Genomic DNA, 23,151 nt, shown 5'->3' with positions numbered 1-23,151 from the left:
CCACCGGGTATTTTTTGTTACAGTTCAGCCATGCGCTGGTTTGAATGAGAAAGTGTGTTGCAAGCTTGCTTGCATAAGCACTTTTTCATCCAAATCAGCATATGGTGGAACCACCAAGCTTCTTGTTTTCATGAATATGGAAACAAGAAGATGTAATGACTGAACTGTAACATTTTTTTCATATTTTTTTAATAACCTACTTGACAAATCGCTTTTCCTTCTGTATACTCTTCACCATGATAACAATTTACCACGCTAAATCAGAATCTTGTTAACACGATAAATCAGTCAGCATACAAGGAGAAACCAATCCATGAAGAAATTAAATCAGCTTCTCATCTTAGGTACAACACTTTTATTATCCGCTGCGGCACTCACCGGATGTTCCGGTTCCTCCGCAATGGGCGCTACGATCCCGCAGACAACTTCCGGAGAGCCAGCAGCTCCTCAGACAGACGCAGGAATCATCGCATCTGAGACCACCGGTTCCAATAACCGCCTGAACGAGATCTTAGAGCGCGGATACATCGAGATCGCAACTGAGCCGTACTTCGCTCCGAACGAATTCATCGATCCCACAAAGAGCGGCGAGGAGGCCTACACAGGTTCTGATGTCGAACTTGCAAAGTACATCGGTGAGGCACTCGGTGTTGAGGTCCGCTTAAAACCGATGGACTTCACAAGCGTTCTCGGAAGCATCACGACCGGAAAATATGATCTCGCGATCTCCTCCTTAGCCTACACACCGGCAAGAGCCGAGACCATGAACCTCTCCAAAGGTTACTATTTCGGAGACGAAGATCCGCAGACAGCATACGGCATTCTGGTCCGCAAGGAAGATGTTGACAGCATCAAATCCTTCGACGATCTTGCAGACAAGGTGGTCGTTGCCCAGAATGGTTCCCTTCAGGAGCAGTTCGTACAGGAGCAGATCCCGGCTTACAAAAAATACAACCGTGTTTCCTCCACAAACGATGGTTTCCTGATGGTCGAGACCGGAAAGGGTGATGTGATGGTCGCAGCCCTCAGAATGGCAAGATTATATCTGGAATCCAACCCGGACAGCAATCTTGTGATCGTCCCGAACCTGTATTTCAAAGTTGATCCTGAAACACAGGGAACAAGAATCGGTATCCCGAAGGGTGAGGATGCCCTCACAGACCGGATCAACGAGATCATCGACGAAGTCGTTGAGAAAGATCTTTACAATCAGTGGTACGATGAGTATACAGAGTACGCGAAGAGCCTTGGCATTATCGAATAGTTCGATCCTTTGATATAACCCCGCGGCCGCGGTCAGGCCGTACCCCTTCACCGGCGCCTCCCCGGGTGCCGGAAGTTATCGTCACAGAGGTCCCCCCCTGATCTTCTGTGACAAAAAGACGATCCGCCAGGTAATCAGCGGATCGTCTTTTTTGTTCCGTCTTATCTGCCGCAGACACACCCGCGGGATCCGGTGATCCGGTCTGTCCTGCCGCATTCATTTGTTTCTTCCTACACTTCCCAGTCAGAATCCAGAAAACCTTCCCCGTAGACTTCCTGAGCCTCAGAGACGATCATAAACGCTCTGGGATCGATATCATAGACAATCTTCTTCGCCTTGTAGAACTGCTTTCTGTCCAGAACACAGATCACGGTCTTTCCATCTTCTTTCCGATAAGCTCCTTCGCTCTTTAAAAAGGTACAGCCGCGCTCCAGCTCATCCATCAGCTCATCAGCGATCTCCTTCGGTTTTTCTGTAATGACCGTTATCATGGTGCTCTTATTCATACCATAAAGGATCACATCGATCACATATGTTCCCACCACCATGTTAATGAGTCCATAAAGACCGGATTCGATATTCCGGAATACCACCATGGAAAGCAGGATGATCACAAGGTCCGTCGCCATAACCGCTTTTCCGGTCTGCATGTGCGGACAATACTTTTGTAAAAGCTTTGCGGCAATATCGCCTCCGCCTGTGGTGGAGCCGCGCATGAATATAACGGCAAGACTGATTCCGATCAGCACTCCGCCGAAAAGGCAGGATACCATCTTATCGCCGGAATACACCGGAAAATACGGTGTCACCAGACCATCCAGAATCACGGTCATGATCGCAACTGTCTTCAGTGTTTTGATCGTCTTCTCCTTTCCCAGATAGATCCAGGACGCGATCAGAAGCGGAATATTGATCAGAAATGTCAGGGTACCGATTGGGAGATTCGTCAGACGGTTTAACAGGATCGCCATACCGCTGGCACCTCCCGGCGCGATATCGATATTGTTGATAAAGCAGTGGAGTGCGACGGCCTGTACAAAACCGCCCGCCACATCTGCCAGAAGATCCAGAGCAAGCTCTTTTTCCCTCATCTTTTCCATAAGATTATCCCCCTTATATCTGCCAGTCTGAATTCATTTAATCCCGATATAATTCTTCAAATAGTTCCACCGGCACATACGCCTTCACATGGATCCCGTCATCCTGATACTCCTCCGAAAGAAGCTGTCCGCTCTTCCGGATCGTCTGGATCCGTCCGGCATCCCTGTAGGCGAATATCTTCTCAAAATAGATCCTGCGGTTTCTCAAAATTATGGCAAACAGATCCAGCAGTTCCTCAATGCCCTCTCCTGTCTTTGCCGATAATTTCACTTTATAATCCGCGGACATATCCCTGCAGGCGGTATCTGCGTCCGGGCGGTCCACCTTGTTGAATACCGTGATGATCTCCTTGTCCTTGATGTCCAATCGGCGCAGAGTCTCATAGACCACATGCATCTGCATGTCCATCTGCGGGTTCGAACAGTCCACCACATGAAGGATCACATCACAGTACCGCGCCTCCTCCAGAGTGCTCTTGAACGCCTCCACCAGATGGTGCGGAAGCTTTCTGATAAATCCTACGGTATCCGTCAGGAGAACCTTTTCCCCTCCCGGAAGCGTCAATGCCCTCGTCGTCGGATCCAGGGTCGCGAAGAGCTTATCTTCCGCCAGGATCCCGGCTCCTGTGAGCTTATTTAAGAGCGTAGATTTTCCGGCGTTCGTGTAACCCACAATGGCCGCCGTCAGCGTTCCGCTCTGCTCTCTCTGTTTCCGCACCACATCCCTGTGGCGCTCCACATCCTGGAGCTCCGATTTTAACTGGCTGATCCTCTCGTGAATCCGTCTTCTGTCCACCTCAAGTTTCGTCTCACCGGGTCCCCTCGTACCGATTCCGCCGCCAAGTCTCGACAGGGAATTCCTGAGACCCACAAGGCGGACGGCGCGGTATCTTAACTGCGCAAGTTCTACCTGAATCTTCCCCTCTCTTGTCTTTGCACGGGCGGCAAAGATATCGAGAATGATCATCGTACGGTCCATGACCTTTGTGTCCAGGGCGTCCTCCAGGTTTTTTAACTGTGCCGGGGAGAGCTCATCGTCGCAGACAACGCCGGTAGCGCCGGACTCCCAGACCATCTCCTTCAATTCCTGGATCTTACCTTTTCCGAGGTATGTTCCCGGATGGATATTTTCCCGGTTCTGGATCACGACTCCCACGGTCTCAGCTCCCGCGGTCTTTACAAGCTCCCGAAGCTCCTCCACGGACTCCTCCGTGTCATCGGAGGCGTTCGTGCTGGCAGCAAACAGGATGACCCGCTCCTGCTGCTCACCGATCTCTATCAATTCTGCCATTCTTTCTCCTATCTTGTCACGAGAAACGCGATCTCATGATCTGCCTTCTCGTCCTGTCCATACTGCTCCTCGTAGCTTCGGAACAGCTCCAGCGCCTTCTCATACTGGCCCAGGTACTCATAACACACGGCCTGGTTGAAGGCGATCTCTTTCTTTGCCCGGTCATCAGAGAGGGCAAGTCCCGCCTCCGCGTGCTGCAGCGCTTCCTCATAATTGCCTTTTTCCATCGCAGCCATCATCCAGCGGTTGTAAACTTCCGTGCTGGAAAAGCCCTCATCCACGAGAGTCTGGTAGAGCTCATCCGCCTTCTCCTCGTCTCCGGCAGTCATATATGCCGCCCCCAGGGCTTCCATCGCCTCTGCGTAGCCTGTAACCTCATGTTTCGCATCCGCGCTCTTACCGGACTCCAGGCGGTTCTCAGCACCATCCTGATCCCCGGAATTCGCGAGGCTCACCGCGCCGAGGTAGTAATACTCGGCTCTCGGCTTATCCACCTTCGCCAGGGTATCATAAGTATACGCCGCGGCACCATAGTCCCCCAGCATAAATTCTGCCTCACCGCGGTACTTTAATACATCGATCTCAAAAGAGGTCACCCGCGTTGTCTGGTCGATCAGGCTGTCAAACTCCGCGACAGCCCCCTCGTAATCACCGCTTTCCATGAGGGCGATGCCGTTCTCCCTGCTCTCCTTCATCTCACTGGTCACATGGCTGCAACCGGTGAGGAGGAGCAGCATACCGGATAGAAATAACGCTGATACAATGCTCTTTTTTATTTTGCTTATTTTTCTTGTTTTCTTATACTGTTTATACATTTTAAATTTTACGTTTTATTTCGTTTCTTTATATGCTTTGTAAAGTCTTTTCATGAACCTTCAGCTTCAGCACGCTCTGGCCTCGGGAATTCTTTCCCTTTTCTCCACATTTTACGCACGCGTCGTGCTTCCGAATCCACCATTTCTCACCTCATCGGCCTCATCATCCACCGTAATTCCGTACTCCACGAAAATCCCCTGGGAGAAACCTGTTCCTGCCTCCACTTCCACGGTCTTTCCCTCGCGGCTGTCATTGGTGAGCTTCACCTGGATATGGCCCTCGTTGTCAGATCCGTAGTAGTCGCTGTCGATGATCCCGACGGTATTGTTTAACTGCAGACGGAACTTAAATCCAAGTCCGCTTCTCGGATAGAGCTTTAATACCCAGCCGTCATCGATCCGGGCGCGGATCCCTGTGAGGATCTTTGTCATCTCGCCCGGTTTCAGCGTGAACGCTGCCGGTGCGAAGAAATCATATCCAGCAGAGCCTGCTGTGGCACGCTTCGGAAGTCTGATCCCATCGTAGATTTCCCTGATCACTTCTTCTGTATCCTGCGGGTGTTCCCCCTGCCAGTCTTTTTTAAACTGCTCAAAGCTTACTTTTTCAAATTTTGCGATTCTCTGCATGATGTCTCCTCTTCGTAAATGGTCTCCCACTACTATACCAAGACCCCGCCCCCTTTTCAAGCGTTTCAGACAGAAAATCCGGCAGAATGCACTGCGTTATTGCGGCAATGTGTCCACTGCCCACAGTATATTCTGCCGGATGATTCCGTCTCTCACGTACATTTCTATGTGGTTTTCCAAACAGCCGCGACACTCCCGGATATTCTCTCCAGGCTGCTGTTTTCTCGAAAACTTTTTCTATAAAATATACGATATCATCTCAATCCCGAAAATGATCATATATAAAATAAATCCCGGATTCAGGTACACATACCTCCTGTACGGTGTCGGCCACCCGTTCTGGCGTCCCATCTGCCACCAGTAGCGTCGTCCGTCCCGGAAGAAAAAGTAGATCCCGGCTGCGATGAGAAGCAGGATCATAATGAAGCTTCCCACAGAAAACGCCGCCGCCATTGCGCTCATCCCCAGTGCGTTCAATCCATTTTCCACCAGCACTAACATCATGGAAAAGGAATTCACTGCCATGTGAAGCAGCACATTATAAAAAATCCGGTTCGTCCGCACCGCCACATAGCCAAGGATCAGTCCGATCACCACCGCGTACAGGCATTGGTTTAAATTTCCGTGCATCAGCCCGAACATGACCGCACAGTAGACAACCGCTGTCCGGTCCCCGAACCGTCTCGCCTTCTTTAAGAGAACTCCCCGGAAGATAAACTCCTCCATAAACGGGGCGATCAGGCAGGTATAGATCACCATTCCAGGCGTCAGCTCATCGAGGGCGTCCATCACCGGGTTCATATCCGTCGCCGGAACTCCCGTAAATATAGAAAAAAACACGTCCAGAAACACGCCGAGGAAATTAAAGATGTACCCAAGTCCCAGGCACATGAAAAGCGCCGACATCCAGACCTCCGCCGGAAGTGTATGAGCCGGTCTCCGGTCCGATCTCACAAAACATGTCATCGGAACCACCAGAAGGAATGGAGCTCCGATAGAAAAGATATACTGCACCAGGACTCCCGTCCACGGGGAATCAAAAAGCCCGGAAAGCAGACGCGCTCCGCCGCTTCCCAGGCCATGGATCCGGTGCCATACCAGGCCATAGAAAGCGCTGCCCAGGTACTGGAACCCTGAGCAGGCGCACATGGCAAGGCATAAAATTGTAAACGTGATCAGAAAATCTCTTCGTTTATGCACCATATTCTTCCTTCATGATCTCACTGCTTCTCGCAATGAACTTTGTCATACGCTCCGGGGAAAGACTTCCGTGAGCGAGCTTTGCAAGGTCATAGAGCTGTTCGCAGAGCATCGGTGTCTTCTCGCCGTCCCTGTTGTTTAACACATACTTTACAAGGCCGTTGTTTGCGTTGAGGACAAGTGTCTCCTCCGCCGGGAACAGATCGGAACCGCCGCCGTACATGCTGTACATCTTCATCATATCCTGCATTCTGCGGCTCTCCTCGGACACAGTGATCATGGACGCGAGGCCCTCGTTTTTCAGCTTCTCGACCTTGACGTTCAGTTTGTCATTTCCGATGGCCTTCTTGAAGACCTCCGCAAGAGTCTCGGCATCCTTCTTCTCCTGCTCCTTCGCGGCCTCATCGGTCTCCTCAGCATCCTTGAAGGTCTCGTTGACATCCGCGTCGATGCGCAGGAACTTCAAGCCCTCATTCTTCTGCTCCACATGCTGCATAAACGGAGAATCGATCGGATTCGGAAGGATCACAGCGTCGATTCCAGCTTCCTTGAACATGTTGATATACTGGCTCTGCTCTTTCTCGTCAGTTACATAAAAGATCTTATTCTCGTGTTTTTCCTTGTTCTCCTCCAGGCAGTCAGCGAGAGTCAGGTACTTGCCGTCCAGATTCTTGTAGAGGATGTAGTCTTTCATCTTCTCGTCAAACTTCTCATCCTTTAAGCAGCCGAATTTGATGAACGGGTTGATGTCGTCCCAGTATTTCTCGTAATTCTCGCGGTCTGTCTTGCACATGCCGGACAGCTTGTCCGCAACCTTCTTTGTGATATAGTCGGAGATCTTCTTAACGAACCCATCATTCTGGAGAGCACTTCTGGATACATTTAACGGAAGATCCGGGCAGTCGATCACTCCTTTTAACAACATCAGGAATTCCGGAATGACTTCCTTGATATTATCGGCAATGAATACCTGATTATTATAGAGCTTGATCTTGCCTTCGATGCTCTCGTACTCCATATTGATCTTCGGGAAGTAGAGGATACCCTTTAAGTTGAACGGGTAGTCCATGTTCAGGTGGATCCAGAATAACGGCTCCTTGAAATCCTGGAATACCTTACGGTAGAACTCCTTGTACTCTTCGTCTGTGCACTCATTCGGATGCTTGTTCCAGAGCGGGTTCGTATCGTTTACGGCAACCGGGCGTCTTGCGATCTTATATTTCTCTTTCGCCGGGGAAACCTCAACTGTCTCCTTAGTGCCGTCCTCTTTTTCCTTCTCCTCTGTCTTTGCAGGCTCTACGATCGTCTCGATAATTGTATCTTTATCGGTGAGCTCGTCCTTTTCGATCGTGTCGTACTGCGGCTCTGCAGTCTCATCGTTTAAGTAGATCTCAACCGGCATGAACGCGCAGTATTTATCGAGGATCTCTCTTGCACGGTACTCATTTGCGAACTCAGCGCTGTCCTCATTCAGGTACAGGGTGATCACGGTTCCGTGTCCTTCCTTTGTGCCCTCTTTCATGTCGAACTCGGTACCGCCCTCAGACTCCCAGTGGACCGGCTTTGCATCCGGCTTGTAGGATAAGGTATCGATCGTTACTTTGTCGGCTACCATGAACGCGGAGTAAAAACCAAGTCCGAAGTGACCGATGATCTGGTCCTCGTTTGCTTTATCTTTGTACTTGTTTAAGAAATCCTGCGCACCGGAAAAAGCGATCTGGTTGATATACTCGTCAGCCTCGTCCTCTGTCATTCCGAGACCGTTATCTTCGATCCGGATCGTCTTTTCCTTCGGGTTTACAGTAACCTGAACTTTATAGGTCTCATCATCCGGTGTCTCGTACTCGCCCATCAGGGCCAGCTTCTTTAATTTTGTGATGGCATCGCAGCCGTTGCTGACTAACTCACGGTAGAAGATATCGTGATCGGAATACAGCCATTTTTTGATGATCGGGAATATATTCTCACTGTTGATTGAAAGACTTCCACTTTTTGCCATGTTAAACCACTCCTTATTTCTATTCCTGCGGCGCGGGGGAATTTCTCATAATTCCTTCGGACCGCTTATTTTCATTTATCGTTTTCCAGCTGCCTTTTTAACAGCTGTTCTGTTCAACATGACATATTTTAATACCAGGAAATCAAAATGTCAATAAAATTAGCACTCATTTTTGATGAGTGCTAATAAAATTTTTATAAACTTTTTTCTCTTTCGCCTTTGCTATGGGCGGGTCAGTCAATTTATGATCTCACTTAATTCTCGCTCTCGATCGGAATAAACACTCTTGCAGTCTCCTCCTGCTCATGTTTCTTCCGCTCGTTCTTCGCCGCAGCCACAGCCATCTCGCAGAGTGCCATCTGGGATCCCACCGGGAGTTTTCCACGGCGGTCCGGCTTCTCGTATGTTCCGTCCGGCTGTAAGACATGGGCTTTTAAGTTGTCCTCAAGCTCCAGCTCCATATACTTCCGGATCCTGTCTTTCAACTCTTCCCTCAGTACCGGGAACAGGATCTCCACGCGGCGGTCCAGGTTTCTCGGCATCCAGTCGGCGCTTCCCATGTATATCTCTTCGCTTCCGTCATTCTCGAAGATAAAGATCCGCGCGTGTTCCAGAAATTCCCCGACGATGGAGCGGACTTCAATATTCTCGGAAAGTCCCGGAATTCCTGCCTTCAGACAGCAGATTCCACGGACCACCAGATGGATCTTGACACCAGCGCAGGACGCCTCATATAAGGCCGCGATGATCTCTTTATCACAGAGAGAGTTCATCTTTGCAATAATGGAAGCCGGCTTTCCTGCCCGTGCATTCTTCGTCTCACGCTCAATGAGACGCAGGAATTTTGTTCTCAGCCACAGCGGTGCCACGGAGAGCATATTCCAGTTCAAGGGTTCCGAATAACCGGAAAGCATGTTGAAAACTGCTGTGGCATCCTCACCGATCAGCGGATGACATGTCATGATTCCGCAGTCCGTATAGAGCTTTGCGGTGGAATCGTTGTAGTTACCGGTTCCGAGGTGAACATATCTGCGGATGCCGTCCTCCTCTCTCCGGACTACGAGGGTAATTTTCGAGTGGGTCTTTAAGCCCACAAGGCCATAGATCACATGGCAGCCTGCTTTCTCAAGTTTTTTTGCCCAGATAATATTGTTCTCCTCATCAAATCTTGCCTTCAGCTCAACGAGTACGGATACCTGTTTTCCATTCTCTGCCGCTGCAGCCAGGGCCGCGATGATCGGGGAATTTCCGCTGACACGGTAGAGGGTCTGCTTGATCGCCAGCACTTCCGGATCTCTTGCCGCGCTTCTCACAAAATCCACAACCGGATCAAAGGTCTCGTAAGGATGCATCAGAAGAATATCACCTTTCCGGATATTCGTAAAGATATCATCGTCATTCATCAGTGCCGGAACCGGCTGCGGCGTATATTTCGGTGTCTTCAAATGATCGTATCCGTCAAGTCCGTACATCTTCATAAGGACCGTCAGATCCAGAGCGCCCGGAATCTCGAAGATGTCCTCCTCGTTGACTTCCAGCTCCCGTTTTAATACCTTGAGGAGTCTCTGGTCCGCCTTATCCTCGATCTCCAGACGGATGACCTCGCCCCACTGCCTGCGCTTTAACTGCTTCTCGATCTCCTCGAGAAGATCCACAGCTTCCTCCTCGTCAAGGGAGAAATCGGCGTTTCTCATGATTCGGAACGGGTGGGATGTCACGATATCGTAGTTTAAGAACAGCTGCTGCATGTTCCGCTCGATGATCTCCTCCAGAAAGATCACATTCCGTGTCTCGTTGTGGTCCTCATCGGTGGTCACCGGGAGGCTTATGATCCGCGGAAGCACCGCCGGAACCTGTACCATGGCAAATTCCAGTTCCTCATCGCCGTCTTTTTTCTTCAGCAGTGCCGCGATATTTAAGGATTTATTCCGGACAAGGGGGAACGGTCTCGAGGAGTCCACCGCCATCGGGGTGAGTACTGGGTAAACCTCCTCCCTGAAATACCGGTCCACAAACTCTCCCTGTTCCGGTGTCAGGTCCTCATGGCACTCGATCAGATTTAATCCGTTATTTCTGAGTGCCGGAAGCAGGGACCGGTTGTAGGTATTATACTGCTGAACCACCAGTTCATGGGTCCGGACGCTGATCTTATCCAACTGTTCCTGAGCCGTCATTCCGGCAATATCCGGTTTTTTATATCCGGCATGGACCATGTCCTTTAAGGAGGCCACGCGGACCATGAAAAACTCATCCAGATTTGATGCCGTGATGCTTAAGAATTTTAAACGGTCAAAGAGTGGGTTGGTCTTATCTCTGGCTTCCTCCAGTACACGGCAGTCAAACTCCAGCCAGCTCAGCTCTCGGTTTACATAATTTTTCGGATCCTGAAAATACTCAATTCCCTGTTCTTTTCCTTTTCTGGCCTTCTGTGTATTGTCTTTTTTTTCTTCTTTTTTCATCTTTCTTTACCGCCTCCCTGAATGCGTTGGTTCCGGTCAGACCTGACTATACATACTTTTTATGGCGAAGCACCGGCCGAATTCCAAAAATCTCCTCGAAGAACGCCGCCTTCTGTTCAAAGGAAACAGACTCCAGCGTAATATCGCCGTGATAATCTGTCGTGATGATCAGGTTCTGATCCTTCACGGTCATCCGGCAGTCCGCGAGCTTCGCACTGTGTCCGCGGTCCATGGAATTCGCCAGACGCAGCATTGCTGTGAGCTTTGCGATCAGAAGCATGACCTCGTTCTGCCCGCTGAAGCTGTCCGTCACTTCATCTAATTCTGTCTCCATCCGGACCATATTGTAATCGAAATCCCGGATATTATAGCGGACCACATTTGCGATGATCTCCCGCTCCAAATGGGAGATACCGATGATCTCCGTGGACATGATGATGTTGTAAGCGCACTCATTGGAATTCCGGACACTGATAAACTTTCCGCAGGCATGGATCAGCACCGCGATCTGCAAAAGCAGGCGCTCTCTCTGCCCCATTCCGTGGTATTTCCGCATTGTATCGAAGATCTGGAGCACATATTTCTCGACGGTCTCCGTGTGACGGCTTAAGCACTGGTAGCGTTTTGCCATGGAACGGGAAGTGCTGATAATATCGTTATCAAAATTGTGCCGGAATTTTATAAGCTTCTTGTCCGCCGCGAACTCCGCCGCGATCCCGTCACAGAGCCGTACCCCGGGGATCCAGATCATCTCTGCTCCCGTCATCTCAAGAAACTTCTTATAGATCACCGCGCATGGCATAAGTAAGGAAGCGTACTCCCGGTTCACCCCGAAATGCTCCTCCATCTGCTCTTCATTCATCGTGCTCAGGCGGGTGTAAAACTCTTCAAACTGCTCTCTCGTGATCCTCGAAAGCGGCTTTCCGTCTTCCTCGTACCGAAACAGATACAGGATGTTCTCACCGATCCCGATCAGATGCTTGATCTTCCGCTCCTTTAAATACATTTTTTTATAGTTCTGGAGTTCATTGTCCACCATCTCATCAATAAGCTCCCGGTACTGTTCCATCGTCGTATCGACCTCTTCCAGAGTACCGCGGATCCTCAGAACACCTAACGGCAGATTTTCCGTATTCACCAGAAGGTTTTTATCAAACATGGATATCTGCATGCTGCCGAATCCCACGTCCACGATAGCGGTTCCCTGCTGGATATTCTCATCAAACTCGTCATCGGACACCGCGATGGCCTTGTAGCCCAGAAATCGCTGTTCCGAGTTGCTGATAATCCGTACCTGGATCCCGGTTCGGACACGGATCTGATCCAGAACGATCCTATTGTTTCTCGCCTCGCGCATCGCACTTGTGGCGTAGGCACGGTATTCCGTGACTTTATAGGATTTCATGATCCTTGCAAAATCCGCAAGCACATCGCAAAGCTCCTCCACCATCTCATAGCTGATCTTTCCGTTATTGTAGGTATCTTTTCCCAGCGCAGTGACGTGACGGATCTGATCCAGTTTTCGGATCTTGTTGCGGTTTGAGATCTCATAGATCCCCATCTCCACCTCAAAGGATCCCACATCGATGGCTGCAAATGTAAGGGCTGCCATGTTTTTTCCTCCTTGCTCTGTGCACGACGATCGCCGGACCCGTTTTGTGTCCGCCATATCGTCTGCATCAAATATCTGTTGATACAAGAATCGGTCCGGATTTTCCCGGACCGTATCTCTCTAATAATTACCTAAAATTCTCATGACGGAAGCTTCCGCAGCAAGACCGGTCAGCGCGTTTCTCACTCCCGCATCGCTTAAATTTCCTTCGAAATCCACGAAGAACCGGTACTCGAAGCTCTTTTCCGGAATCGGTCTGGATTCGATCATCGTCATATTGACATTATTAAAAATAAAGTTTCCAAGGATGTTGTATAGGGAACCGCTCTTATGGGCGATCTCGAAAGCCACGCTGATCTTTCCGGCGGTCTTTGCGTACACCGGCTCTTTTCCGAGGATCAGGAATCTTGTCGTATTTCCCTTGACGTTGTTGATCTCCTTTGCGAGGATCTCCATTCCATAGAGTTCTCCCGCTGTACGGCTTGCGACAGCCGCCTGGGACGGATCCTTCTCCTCCATGACCTTCTTTGCAGCTACAGCCGTGTTTAAGACAGCGATCTGCTTCCAGTCTTTATGGGCGGACAGGAAATCAGAGCTCTGGGCCAGAGCCTGGGCATGGGAGTAAACGGTCCTGATATCGGAGAGCTCCGCTCCCGGAACGCCGAGCAGCATATGGGCAACCGGGACATAGACCTCGCCGACTATGTAATTCTTATACTTTAAGAGCAGGTCGTAGTTGTTGATCACGAAACCGGCTGTGGAATTCTCGATGGGAAGTACCGCATAATCAGCGCGTCCCTCTTCCACCTCGCGCATCGTGTCCTCGAACTCCGGAACATGGTAAAGATCCGCGTCCTCGCCGAAATATAACTTCGCGGCGGCATGGCTGTAAGCGCCCTCGACGCCCTGGAAGACGATCTTTTTATTCTTCTTCCCGATGGTCTCCACTTCCGTAAATCCGGTGTCCATTCCCATACCGTGAGCGGATAACAGGCTGTACTGGTATCTGCGGCTGACGGACATTAACTGGGAAAAGATCTCCTTTACCGCCTCTTTATTGAACTCACTGTGGGCCAGCTCCTGAACCGCTGCGATCTTCTGTGCCTCTCTCGCCGCATCGTAAACGGCTTTTCCTGTTCCGATCTTATATTCCGCCACATCTCCGCATACGGACATGCGCTCCTCAAACAGACGGACGATCTCTTTATCGATCACGTCCAGCTTGTCCCTGCATTCTTTTAAGTCAAGATTTTTCATATATTTATGCCTCTGCTTTCTGTCGTTTCTCCCCAGGTATTTCCCAAAATTTCTTTTGCTTTTTCAGCAGATCTCTCCGAAACCTTGTCCTGTCATATCATTTCAAGCCATTTTATCCGCCTGAAACCTTATTGTTTTTCTTCCTGCATTTCTTTCAGCATTCTGATCAATACATTTCTAGTGTAAGCGCCCGGATGTTTCCGATCTTCGGCTTCCAATTCTTTTACATAGAACGGTTTTCCGTAGTAGATCGTAATATGGGACGGGGTGATAAACGGGAAGTGTTTTTCCAGTACCTCCGCCGTTCCTGTCATCGCCACCGGGATCACCGGACAGCCGGATTTCTCCGCAATCTTTAAGCTCCCCTCTTTAAACGGAAGGAGCTCCGTGATATCTTCGTTCGGATTTCTCGTTCCCTCCGGAAAAATCCAGATGGAAACGCCGTTTTTTACCTTCTCGATTCCCTGAAGGATCGTCTTTAAGCCTTCTTTGATGTTCTTTCTGTCTAAGAACAGGCAGTTCACGTTCACCATCCAGGTGCGTAAGAGTGGGATCTTTTCCATCTCCTTTTTTGCGACGAAACCGAGCAGTGTCGGAACTGTCGTGTAGCCCGCAAGAATATCAAAGTAGCTTCTGTGGTTTCCAACATAGAGGACCGCTGTGTCTTCCGGTATATTTTCCGCGCCCTTCACCGTCACGGTCACCCCCGCCAGCTTTAAGAGTACCTTGAACACGGACCGGACGACCTTGATCGTCTCCAGATCCCGCGCGTGGGGATCCTTTTTCCCAAGTGATACCTGTGCCACAAGGAACGGATAGCTGAAGATCAGGAATCCCACCAGTGTGAACAGGACAAGTAATAATCTTATCATACGTAACAAACCTCCCATATTTTCTTTAACAGTAAAGGTACTCTCTTACGGTCAGCACAACAGGTGTGCCAGCCTATTGAACAGTTACCTTTCATACACTTTAAAGAGTTACAGCGATGAGGTCCATGACTTATATTATATTAAATAAACCTCTTATTTGCAACTCAAATACACCTCGAATCCATCTAAAATCGTTACAGTTCAAATCTGTCTGAACATTGACTCTCCTGCTGCCGGATCTCCGGAAAAGATCTCCTCTTTTCCTCCTGTCAGATATTCAAAGAGAAGTCCTGTCATGAACCAGAACGGGGCAAAATCCAGCCGGATCACGCCGTCGACATTCAACATCCGCCCTGTGTAATCCCATGGACATATCCCAAGGCTTTTCAAGAATGTTCCCGTGAGGTATTCTGCGAAAAAGATCAGGACCATGTCCAGGATCCCATGTCGGAAGATCCTGTCCTTTACCGCGATCTGTCCCCGGTCTCCGATCCAACTGTCCACCCATTTCCCGATGGGCCCCAAAAGGATTCCCATTCCATATATCGGGAACATGTATATTGATGTCTTTCCCATGAATTTCATATCTCCAGCCGCAAAGCCTTCCACGGAAGTCAAAAGGATCTCAAGTCCCCATCCCGTCAGACCGCAGAGCATAAAATTCCTGACCCATTGTCTCCATCCGCCGCCGGAGCTTTTTTTTACTGCAATTTTCTGATTTCTGTCTTTCTGCTTCCATCTGTTCATGAAACCAGTATCTGTGATTCTCCGATCCGCTATGCAGCCTTTTCCACGGTGCTTTTTTCCACTTTTATTTTTCTGCGGCTCATGCCCTGGAAAGCCAGGATCGGCCGCTTACTCTATACATACTGATTTTTTTCCGGATCGTACTCATAATCGATCGACGCGAGTTTCTCATCCACGTCTTTCCTGTCTAGACAAAGCGACCTGCACAACTCGTCCATGTCCGGGTAATTGTCCCGCAACTGCGTGTTGATATAGCTTAACAGCATGACCGGATCTTTCGGTATATTCACCATCTCTCCCCTTTCCCGGATGATTCTTTCTTTCCAAACCATCCGCCGTCTTTACTTTCTGAAGCCTCCTATGTTATACTATAAACCATATGTGAGATGATTGCAAACGAAAGGGGATTTTTAAATCATGAAACACCTTCTGCTGCTCGGAACGGGGGGAACGATTGCCTGCAAGCGCGGCGAAAATGGTCTGACACCGCTCCTCACCGGCGATGAACTGTTGTCTTATGTACCGGACGCGAAAAAATTCTGCGAGGTGGAGACAGTGCAGGTCTTAAACATCGACAGCACAAACATGCATCCGAAACACTGGCTGAAACTTGCTCAGGTTCTGGAAGAAAACTACGACAATTACGACGGCTTTGTGATCTGCCATGGAACGGACACGATGGCCTACACAGCCGCCGCCATGTCCTACCTCGTCCAGCACTCCAGCAAGCCCATCGTGATCACCGGTGCCCAGAAACCGATCGATCTTGACGTGACAGATGCACGGACAAACCTTCTCGACAGCCTGCGCTTCGCTTCTTCGGATCGTGCTCATGGCGTAACCATCGTCTTTGACGGAAAGGTCATTGCCGGAACCCGTGGAAAAAAGGAACGCAGCAAGAGCTACAATGCTTTTTCCAGCATTAATTTCCCGTATCTGGCCGTGATCCAGGACGAGCATATTCTATATTATATTGATGATAAATGGCAGGATCGTGAGGGCGTCCGCTTCTACCATGAAATGGACAGCCAGGTCAGCCTCTTAAAGCTGATCCCATCAATGGACTCCAGCCTGCTTGATTACATGGCGGAACATTACGACGCTGTTGTGATCGAATCCTTCGGTGTCGGCGGACTTCCGTCCTATGAATCCGGAGACTTCTACAGCTCGATCGAAAAATGGATCTCCATGGGAAAGATCGTCGTGATGACCACGCAGGTAACGCAGGAGGGCAGTAATATGTCCGTCTATGAAGTCGGTCAAAAGATCAAAAATGCTTTTGGTCTCATTGAATCCTACGATATGACGTTAGAAGCGACCGTGACAAAGCTGATGTGGATCCTCGGTCAGACCAAAGACCATGACAAGGTCCGCGAGATGTTCTACCAAACGATCAACCACGATATTCTTTGGAATACCGGACGAAGATAACCGGATCCGATCTGTCAGGATCCACAAAACGGGGCTGTCGCCCGGCAATTACATTGCCACTGTGACAGCCCCGTTTCTTTATGCAAAAAGCGGATCGTGATTATGGTTTCCACTCTTTTCTGTATTCATCAAATTCTTCATCCGAACAGTATATGGTATGCCCCGGACTTACTTCATGATAAAATGGAAGATTGGATTCACTATAGTGATGCATCTCCGGATCATAATGTAGCTTAACACGTTTTTTCTCCTTTCGAGGATCTGGTTCTGGGATCGCCGAAAGCAGCGCTTTTGTATACGGATGCAAAGGATTTTTAAACAATTCCTCTGAATCTGCCATTTCGACCAGTTTTCCGAAATACATGACACCAATCCGGTTAGAGAAATACTTGACAACCGAAAGGTTATGAGCAATGAACAGGATCGTCAGCCCCATTTCTCCTTTCAATTTGTTTAACAGATTGATGACCTGGGCCTGAACAGACACATCAAGAGCCGATACAGGTTCATCGGCAATCACCATCTGCGGTTCCACAATCAACGCTCTCGCTATACCAATACGCTGACGCTGACCACCAGAGAACTCATGCGGATATCGAGACGCATGCTCTGCCTGAAGTCCCACATGCTCCAGCATTCGGATCACTCTTGTGCGCAGTTCTTCCGGATCCTTTACGCCACGGATCTTTAGTCCTTCTGCAATAATTTCCTGAACTGTCATTCTTGGGTTTAAAGAGGCAATCGGATCTTGAAAGATCATTGCAATATTATCTGTAATATACTGATGAAGTTCCTTATTCATTTTTCCGGAAATTTCTCTGTCGTTAAATTTTACAGTGCCTCCAGTTGGATCATAAAGGCGGATGATCGTTCGTCCCGTCGTTGTTTTTCCGCAACCGGATTCTCCAACGAGACCAAATGTCTCACCACGCTTTACATAAAAGGATACATCATCAACTGCTTTCACAGTTGATTTTTTTCCTTTATTTTTTGTTGTAAAATACATACTCAGATGTTCCACATCCAGAATATGATCTTGACCCTCTGCTAAAGTTGTCTTTTTATTCTCCACGTTCTGCCTCCTCCATCATTCTGGCGATGCGGTGTTTTAAAATATCCGGCATCTCAACTTTGGGTGCATCTGGATGTAAAAGCCACGTAGATGCGTAATGAGTATCAGAAATTCTAAAATACGGCGGTTCCTTGTCAAAGTCGATCTTCATCGCATATTTATTTCTTGCTGCAAACGCATCTCCCTTTGGCGGATAAAGCATGTTCGGCGGAGCACCTGGAATCGCGTATAATGTTTCTTCCGTATGGAGATCCGGCATCGCCGATAACAGAGCCCATGTATACGGATGTGCCGGACGATAAAAGATATCCTCACACGTTCCCACTTCCACGATCCGTCCTGCATACATCACGCATACGCGATCTGCAATATTGGCAACAACACCTAAATCATGAGTAATAAAAACGACCGATAAATCACGTTCCCGTTTCATATCCTCAATCAATTCCAAAATGCGTGCCTGAATCGTCACATCAAGTGCGGTCGTTGGCTCATCACAGATTAGGATCTCTGGATTACAGGCTAGCGCGATCGCAATCACGATACGCTGTCTCATGCCACCGGAAAACTGGAACGGATATGCTTCATAGCGCTCTGCTGCATTTGGAATTCCTACTGCCTCCATCAGCTCGATTGCTCTCTGCTTTGCCTTTGATTTCTCTATAGAACCACTTAAAACCAATGCCTCTGTAATCTGTTTCCCTATCTTCATGATTGGATTCAGAGCGGACAGCGGATCCTGGAATACCAGAGAAATTCTTTTTCCCCTGATCTTATAAAAATCTTTTTCTTTATATTTTGCCATATCTTCGCCCTGATACATGATCGAGCCACTATCAATATGACCATTTTTTGCAAGGATCCCAAGGATTGCCTTAATTGTAACTGATTTTCCAGAGCCTGATTCTCCTACAATCGCCAGTGTTTCTCCCTTCATCAGGTCAAAGCTCACATCACGAACTGCATGGACCTTTCCAGCAAATGCATTAAAGGAAACTGAAAGATCTTTTACACTTAAAATAGGTTCCATATGATTTCTCTCCTTTCCTTATGCACCACGCTGAGTCGGATCAAACGCATCACGCAGACCATTAGACAGCATATTAAACGCGATCATTAATATAGAAATTACAATTGCCGGGAAAAATACCTGATTCGGATACTGCTGCATGACCTTCTGTCCCTGAGACAACAAAACTCCAATAGAACTCTCCGGTGCACGAATACCAAGTCCAATGTATGCCAGAAACGACTCTGTAAAGATCGCACCAGGGATCGCAATCATGGCACGAGTAATGATCGGACCAATGGAGTTTGGCAAAATGTGACGGAAGATCAATGCCATATCTTTAACACCAAGAGTTCTGGCCGCAAGTACATATTCACTTCCTTTATATCGATAAAACTGGGAACGGATCATTCTGGCTGTACCGATCCAGTTCTGCACCACAAGACAAAGAATAATTGATAGAATACCAGTTCCGAAAAACAGGATAAATAATGTTACAACGACAATTTCCGGGAACGAACCGATGATCTCTGTCAGACGCATCATGATCATATCGATCTTTCCACCGTAATATCCGGCGATTGAACCATACACGATACCAATAAAAACATTACAGATCACGGAGATAAATGCAATTGCCAAAGAAACCCTGGCACCGCGCCACATTCGCACCCACAAATCACGACCAAGATAATCGGTACCCATCCAAAAATATGTACCGTCTTCCAGACCGCTGTACTTATAATAATCCACCTTTATGTCACACATCTCCACACCCTGTACGTTTCGGTGATTGATCACCTTTAAAATACATCCTTCCGGATAACGGGTCGTATCATTTAGGCTATCCACCCGGCGTTTTGTCAGCCAACGTGTTCCATCCAGAATCCCGACATTTTCCAGAACCGGCATTTTAGGCGGCAGATTGATCCGATTCAGATCCTGATCATTGTATCCCCACCGACTAGTCATTGGCATAACGATTGCCATACATAAAATAACGATAATTCCAATAAAAGCAATAATTGAAACCTTACTTCTACAGAAACGCATCATCGCATCTTTAAAGAATCCAATCGCTTTATCCTGAAATGTTTCATCTGCAATATCTTCTTTTAACTGAACAAATTCAAATTCCGTTTTATCAATTTTATATTCCGCTTCATCGGAAGAATAAAACTTTGTCATTATTTCTTCCCTCCCATCCTCACGCGTGGATCAACAATGCCATAGGAAAGATCCACGATCAATACGGTAACAAGTGACACTACGGAATAAAAGATCAGGGCTGCCAGTGTTACGGTGTAGTCCGGTGCATTGATGGATTTTACCATAATGCCACCCATTCCCGGTATTGAAAAGATCGTTTCAATTACAAGACTTCCTCCCATAATACTGGTAAACATCGGAACAATGATATTCATAAGCGGAAGCATGGAATTTCGAATTCCATGGTTGATCGTTGCCTTACGTTCTGTTAGACCCTTTGTCTTAGCTAAAAGCATAAAATCCGAATTGATCGTTTCTGCTAACTCTGCTCTCAGATATCTGGTCACACGGGCGATCGGTCCAAGGGACAACGCCAGAATCGGAAGTGCCAGACAATAAAATTTATCCAAGCCAACAACTGTCGCATCAAAAATGATTGGGAACAGACCTGCTTTAAATGCCACAAAATACTGGAGCAACGTAGCGAAAATAAAGGATGGTACTGAAATAAATATAACGACTAAAAATGAGATCAGATAGTCTGTCATTGTATTTTTCCTGACCGCTGCCACAATTCCCAGGATAATTCCTAACGGAAGTGATATGATCAATGAAAAAAAGTTAATATAAAGAGTAACCGGAATTTTTGTTTTGATCACTTCCCATACCGGAACATTTACATACATTTTTAATGAGGTTCCCCAATCACCCTCCAGCACAAGTCCTTTGAGAAATAGTGCGTACTGAACAGGTATTGGCTTATCCAGATTATATTTTGCTTCCAGCGCTTCTCTCTGCTCATATGTCATATCGACAGCATCATCAAAAATTCCGCCTGGCATTAACCGGATTACCATAAATCCTATGGTAACAATAATAAACAGAGTCACCAGCATCGCCAGAATTCGCTGTATAATGTATTTTGTCATATCATTCCCTCCGAGTTTCCGTTGTTATTTCGGCAAGATTCATTCATTCCTTTCAGTGATCGGATCTTCTGTTATAAAAAAGCAGCCTGCCGGCACGCAAGATCCGGCAGGCTGCATGTTGTAGAACCATTCAGTTTCCTTATCGGTTATACTTCTTTATCACTGATCGTAAAGCCAAATCCATAACCTGGAATATATTCATCCGACGGAAGGATCACCTTCGGATTGATCAGATAGTAGTTCGGAGCTTCATATACCGGACATGCTGCGACTTCATCTAAAATAATCTGTTCAATTTCTCTCGCAAGCTCCAGACGATATGCCGGATCCTTCTTTGCTTCCAGATCATAGTTTGCTTTTTCCCAAAGCGCATCCACCTCATCGTTATAATACGGCTCATTCTTGTTTGAATACATACTGGTATAAACCTTAAGTCCATTCCATGGAGCCTCTGTACTTGTGTTCCAGCCTCTCCACTGAAGCTCATAGCTGTTCGGATCACCGTTTTTCCATCCCTTAATATAGGAATTCAAAACGCCACTTGGAGCAGCCATCAATTCTAGTGTAAAACTGTCACCAAAAATCTCCGGAAATGTTTTGTGTAAAAACTCAGATGCTGCTTTGTTATTGGCACTTGTCTCATTGTACTGTAACGTCAAAGTCAGATTGCTGATACCGCACTCTGCCATCGCCTTATCGTAATACTCTTTTGCAAGTTTCGGATCATATCCGAAATTGTCTGCCAGATATTCCTGTGCCTCCGACATTTCACGATATGTTTTTCCATCAAGACCAAGGCATTTACTCGGTACGAGGTAGTTTGCCGGAATACCGTTTGTCATTTTGGCAATGCTCTGACGATCCACTGCATAGAACAATGCTTTTCTGAAATTTACATTTCCAAGAATTCCATTATTATTGGTATTTCCATGGTTGATCGAAATTACCTGAATGGCTTTTGCAGGTCCCGTCTTAATACTCGGATCATCTACATACTGTTCGATTGCCTCCGGGCTTAATGTAACTTCATCCATCTCACCGTTCAGATAAAGCTCAAGAGCAGTATTTTTGTCTGCTACTACTTTATAAACATACTCATCCAGCTTGATCATATCAGAAAGAACATAATCTGGATTTCTCTTCATTTTAAAGACAGAGCCAGGAACCCAATCTGTTAAAATGTAAGCACCACAGCTCATATAAGTATCTTTTGTGGAACCATATGAGGTCTTTGTTCGATCCGCGTTCATTCCTGCTTCATAAGTTGGCTTATGTACCAGATTAGTCCATACATAGTGGAAATGGCTTCGGACATCTGCTTCCGTAACCGGGGCATCCAGTTCAAGTCCAAGAAGATAATCACCATTTCTCTTAATTCCCACTTCATCCCAGGAAACCTTATTCTCAGTCCCCTGAAGTGAATATTCTGTAGCTTTTGTGATTGTGATGTAGTCGCTTGCAAGCTGAGAAGCACGGCTATTTACCATAAGCGGATCCAGACACATCTTAAACGAATAAATCACATCATCAACTGTAATCGGGTCTCCGTTTTCCCATTTTGCATTTTCGCGAATCTTAATCTGCCATACTTTTCCTTCCTCATCCAGCTGTTCCGGTTTACTTTCTGCAAGCTCCGGGACATAGTCTGAACTTTTTCCGTCTTCCGTCGGATAAAGGCGGTATAGAAGGAGTGTGCTCGGACTGATAATATCTGAGCTGACACTTAATGTATAAATATGGCTGTTTAAAGTATCAACATCTGACGTCATATAATCATTAAATATCTTTGGACCTGCTGATGTTGTTGTAGCAGCCTCTGTCGATACCTGAACAGCTTCTGTGTCGGAATCTTCAGGATTTTTCGGTTCACTGCTACACCCGGTTATTGTACCAAGCACCATTGTACATGCTAACAACGCTGCAATTGTCCTCTTTCTCATCTTGTTTCCTCCTTTTGTTTCATATTTTTCAAACAAGCTTTCGATATTCTTTTTTTCGTTTAGAATTTCTCATCTGTTGACATTTATATAGATCCCGTTATAATAAAATCCATATGCATGACATCAAATCAGTGAAAGGATGGTTTCTTATGTCTTCATTGTTCCGAAAAAGCTTTTTCAAGCATCTCCTGATCGGAGGCTGCTTTGGAATCCTCTATTTGTTATTCAGCCATAATTCATTTTTTTTGAATCGGCTGATTAACTCGTTCTTTCTCTCCAGCCTCCCTCCGCTTATTTTTGGAGGTTTCCGATTCGCTA

19 protein-coding genes are annotated in these 23,151 nt (G+C 47.4%); 2 read left to right on the top strand and 17 right to left on the bottom strand.

What is annotated here, in order from left to right:
* Positions 1–313: 313 nt before the first annotated feature.
* Entirely contained in the window at positions 314–1,264 is a 951-nt protein-coding gene (locus tag DXA87_RS05790; RefSeq protein WP_117503525.1) for a transporter substrate-binding domain-containing protein, read from the top strand.
* Positions 1,265–1,494: 230 nt separating this feature from the next.
* On the opposite strand, the gene DXA87_RS05780 is transcribed toward DXA87_RS05790, so the two are convergent.
* The 12 genes from DXA87_RS05780 to DXA87_RS05725 all read right to left on the bottom strand — a co-directional run bounded on the left by DXA87_RS05780 (position 1,495) and on the right by DXA87_RS05725 (position 15,536).
* Complete coding sequence (locus DXA87_RS05780; RefSeq protein WP_021904845.1) at positions 1,495–2,364, bottom strand: YitT family protein; 870 nt, start codon at positions 2,362–2,364, stop codon at positions 1,495–1,497.
* 37 nt (positions 2,365–2,401) lie between these two features.
* The gene (hflX, locus tag DXA87_RS05775) at positions 2,402–3,655 is read right to left on the bottom strand and encodes a GTPase HflX (protein WP_117484791.1); all 1,254 of its coding nucleotides are present in this window, start codon (positions 3,653–3,655) and stop codon (positions 2,402–2,404) included.
* 8 nt (positions 3,656–3,663) lie between these two features.
* Positions 3,664–4,470, bottom strand: a complete 807-nt coding sequence (locus tag DXA87_RS05770; RefSeq protein WP_117470796.1) for a tetratricopeptide repeat protein — start codon at positions 4,468–4,470, stop codon at positions 3,664–3,666.
* 111 nt (positions 4,471–4,581) lie between these two features.
* On the bottom strand, positions 4,582–5,097 hold the full coding sequence (locus DXA87_RS05765) for a deoxyuridine 5'-triphosphate nucleotidohydrolase (RefSeq protein ID WP_021904848.1): 516 nt from the start codon (positions 5,095–5,097) through the stop codon (positions 4,582–4,584).
* A 237-nt stretch (positions 5,098–5,334) separates the two neighbouring features.
* The gene (locus DXA87_RS05760; RefSeq protein ID WP_117503523.1) at positions 5,335–6,300 is read right to left on the bottom strand and encodes a CPBP family intramembrane glutamic endopeptidase; all 966 of its coding nucleotides are present in this window, start codon (positions 6,298–6,300) and stop codon (positions 5,335–5,337) included.
* Positions 6,290–8,296, bottom strand: a complete 2,007-nt coding sequence (htpG, locus tag DXA87_RS05755) for a molecular chaperone HtpG (RefSeq protein WP_117503522.1) — start codon at positions 8,294–8,296, stop codon at positions 6,290–6,292. The genes DXA87_RS05760 and htpG overlap by 11 nt, the downstream gene beginning before the upstream one ends.
* Before the next feature lie 254 nt (positions 8,297–8,550).
* Positions 8,551–10,755, bottom strand: a complete 2,205-nt coding sequence (locus DXA87_RS05750; protein WP_117470793.1) for an RNA degradosome polyphosphate kinase — start codon at positions 10,753–10,755, stop codon at positions 8,551–8,553.
* A gap of 46 nt (positions 10,756–10,801) precedes the next feature.
* Positions 10,802–12,367 carry an exopolyphosphatase gene (locus DXA87_RS05745; RefSeq protein ID WP_015553583.1) on the bottom strand — a complete coding sequence of 522 codons (1,566 nt, stop codon included), beginning with the start codon at positions 12,365–12,367 and terminating at the stop codon, positions 10,802–10,804.
* A gap of 120 nt (positions 12,368–12,487) precedes the next feature.
* Positions 12,488–13,624, bottom strand: coding sequence for a prephenate dehydratase (pheA, locus tag DXA87_RS05740; RefSeq protein ID WP_117503521.1), 1,137 nt, complete (start codon positions 13,622–13,624; stop codon positions 12,488–12,490).
* Between the two features lie 128 nt (positions 13,625–13,752).
* Entirely contained in the window at positions 13,753–14,496 is a 744-nt protein-coding gene (locus DXA87_RS05735; protein ID WP_117503520.1) for a lysophospholipid acyltransferase family protein, read from the bottom strand.
* A 201-nt stretch (positions 14,497–14,697) separates the two neighbouring features.
* Positions 14,698–15,243, bottom strand: a complete 546-nt coding sequence (locus DXA87_RS05730) for a hypothetical protein (protein WP_117503519.1) — start codon at positions 15,241–15,243, stop codon at positions 14,698–14,700.
* Positions 15,244–15,356: 113 nt separating this feature from the next.
* Positions 15,357–15,536: a DUF4250 domain-containing protein gene (locus tag DXA87_RS05725; protein ID WP_117503544.1), complete on the bottom strand. Its 180-nt coding sequence runs from the start codon at positions 15,534–15,536 to the stop codon at positions 15,357–15,359.
* Between the two features lie 124 nt (positions 15,537–15,660).
* Here DXA87_RS05725 and DXA87_RS05720 point away from each other — a divergent pair, with 124 nt between their 5' ends.
* On the top strand, positions 15,661–16,674 hold the full coding sequence (locus DXA87_RS05720; RefSeq protein WP_117503518.1) for an asparaginase: 1,014 nt from the start codon (positions 15,661–15,663) through the stop codon (positions 16,672–16,674).
* A 100-nt stretch (positions 16,675–16,774) separates the two neighbouring features.
* Here the strand turns inward: DXA87_RS05720 and DXA87_RS05715 are convergent, their stop codons facing one another.
* The 5 genes from DXA87_RS05715 to DXA87_RS05695 form a co-directional block, all read right to left on the bottom strand.
* Positions 16,775–17,680 (bottom strand): oligopeptide/dipeptide ABC transporter ATP-binding protein, encoded by a 906-nt coding sequence (locus tag DXA87_RS05715; protein WP_117503543.1) that lies wholly within the window; start codon positions 17,678–17,680, stop codon positions 16,775–16,777.
* A 55-nt stretch (positions 17,681–17,735) separates the two neighbouring features.
* Positions 17,736–18,776 carry an ABC transporter ATP-binding protein gene (locus DXA87_RS05710; RefSeq protein WP_117503517.1) on the bottom strand — a complete coding sequence of 347 codons (1,041 nt, stop codon included), beginning with the start codon at positions 18,774–18,776 and terminating at the stop codon, positions 17,736–17,738.
* 18 nt (positions 18,777–18,794) lie between these two features.
* The gene (locus DXA87_RS05705; RefSeq protein ID WP_117503516.1) at positions 18,795–19,943 is read right to left on the bottom strand and encodes an ABC transporter permease; all 1,149 of its coding nucleotides are present in this window, start codon (positions 19,941–19,943) and stop codon (positions 18,795–18,797) included.
* A complete protein-coding gene (locus tag DXA87_RS05700; RefSeq protein WP_117503515.1) occupies positions 19,943–20,893 on the bottom strand; it encodes an ABC transporter permease in 951 nt (316 codons plus the stop codon). The genes DXA87_RS05705 and DXA87_RS05700 overlap by 1 nt, the downstream gene beginning before the upstream one ends.
* A 146-nt stretch (positions 20,894–21,039) precedes the next feature.
* Positions 21,040–22,833: an ABC transporter substrate-binding protein gene (locus tag DXA87_RS05695; protein WP_117503514.1), complete on the bottom strand. Its 1,794-nt coding sequence runs from the start codon at positions 22,831–22,833 to the stop codon at positions 21,040–21,042.
* Positions 22,834–23,151: the final 318 nt, after the last annotated feature.

Origin of the sequence: Desulfotomaculum sp. OF05-3 (assembly GCF_003435535.1) — a bacterium.
Lineage (GTDB): Bacteria > Bacillota > Clostridia > Lachnospirales > Lachnospiraceae > Pilosibacter > Pilosibacter fragilis.
The sequence above is the reverse complement of the archived record's forward strand: the minus strand, read 5'-3'. Positions and strand labels throughout refer to the sequence as shown.

Bases quoted from the DNA above. Each gene is read 5' to 3' on its own strand.
- DXA87_RS05715 (WP_117503543.1), bottom strand. From the start codon at position 17,680: ATGTATTTTACAACAAAAAATAAAGGAAAAAAATCAACTGTGAAAGCA.
- DXA87_RS05745 (WP_015553583.1), bottom strand. From the start codon at position 12,367: ATGGCAGCCCTTACATTTGCAGCCATCGATGTGGGATCCTTTGAGGTG.
- DXA87_RS05760 (WP_117503523.1), bottom strand. From the start codon at position 6,300: ATGGTGCATAAACGAAGAGATTTTCTGATCACGTTTACAATTTTATGC.
- DXA87_RS05735 (WP_117503520.1), bottom strand. From the start codon at position 14,496: ATGATAAGATTATTACTTGTCCTGTTCACACTGGTGGGATTCCTGATC.
- DXA87_RS05725 (WP_117503544.1), bottom strand. From the start codon at position 15,536: ATGGTGAATATACCGAAAGATCCGGTCATGCTGTTAAGCTATATCAAC.
- hflX (WP_117484791.1), bottom strand. From the start codon at position 3,655: ATGGCAGAATTGATAGAGATCGGTGAGCAGCAGGAGCGGGTCATCCTG.
- pheA (WP_117503521.1), bottom strand. From the start codon at position 13,624: ATGAAAAATCTTGACTTAAAAGAATGCAGGGACAAGCTGGACGTGATC.
- DXA87_RS05765 (WP_021904848.1), bottom strand. From the start codon at position 5,097: ATGCAGAGAATCGCAAAATTTGAAAAAGTAAGCTTTGAGCAGTTTAAA.
- DXA87_RS05750 (WP_117470793.1), bottom strand. From the start codon at position 10,755: ATGAAAAAAGAAGAAAAAAAAGACAATACACAGAAGGCCAGAAAAGGA.
- DXA87_RS05770 (WP_117470796.1), bottom strand. From the start codon at position 4,470: ATGTATAAACAGTATAAGAAAACAAGAAAAATAAGCAAAATAAAAAAG.
- DXA87_RS05790 (WP_117503525.1), top strand. From the start codon at position 314: ATGAAGAAATTAAATCAGCTTCTCATCTTAGGTACAACACTTTTATTA.
- htpG (WP_117503522.1), bottom strand. From the start codon at position 8,296: ATGGCAAAAAGTGGAAGTCTTTCAATCAACAGTGAGAATATATTCCCG.
- DXA87_RS05780 (WP_021904845.1), bottom strand. From the start codon at position 2,364: ATGGAAAAGATGAGGGAAAAAGAGCTTGCTCTGGATCTTCTGGCAGAT.
- DXA87_RS05720 (WP_117503518.1), top strand. From the start codon at position 15,661: ATGAAACACCTTCTGCTGCTCGGAACGGGGGGAACGATTGCCTGCAAG.
- DXA87_RS05730 (WP_117503519.1), bottom strand. From the start codon at position 15,243: ATGAACAGATGGAAGCAGAAAGACAGAAATCAGAAAATTGCAGTAAAA.
- DXA87_RS05710 (WP_117503517.1), bottom strand. From the start codon at position 18,776: ATGGAACCTATTTTAAGTGTAAAAGATCTTTCAGTTTCCTTTAATGCA.
- DXA87_RS05705 (WP_117503516.1), bottom strand. From the start codon at position 19,943: ATGACAAAGTTTTATTCTTCCGATGAAGCGGAATATAAAATTGATAAA.
- DXA87_RS05695 (WP_117503514.1), bottom strand. From the start codon at position 22,833: ATGAGAAAGAGGACAATTGCAGCGTTGTTAGCATGTACAATGGTGCTT.
- DXA87_RS05700 (WP_117503515.1), bottom strand. From the start codon at position 20,893: ATGACAAAATACATTATACAGCGAATTCTGGCGATGCTGGTGACTCTG.